General features: G+C 41.4%; 1 pseudogene. It reads left to right on the top strand.

The annotated features are described in order from the left end of the window. Positions 1 to 345, top strand: a pseudogene (locus HC175_RS21490) (TonB-dependent receptor); the annotation flags it as partial.

Here is a 345-nt window from a genome sequence, read left to right as displayed (position 1 = left end):
ATTATTCAAAGCCTTGGAATAAGCAAGACCTATTCCGCAGAAAATTCCGCAGATCAGGCTTCCGGAACTATAGATATTACTTCCAGGGAACTCACGGGAGCAAAAGAACTTTCATTGGGTGCGAGTGCGGGAATAAACACCAATGTGGCCGGGAAATTTGATGGCTTTAAAACTTCGGTGAATCAGAAGGATGTGAATTTCGGATTTTACAACCAGGAAATGTCTACTGAAAATGCACTGAATAATCAGGGATGGGATCCTTTGGAAAATTCATTCCCCGTTAACCGTTCCTATTCTATTACTGCCGGCTCGAAAATAGGAAATAAACTAAGGATCTTAGTTACC

This window comes from Salinimicrobium oceani (assembly GCF_012037645.1).
The sequence above is the reverse complement of the archived record's forward strand: the minus strand, read 5'-3'. Positions and strand labels throughout refer to the sequence as shown.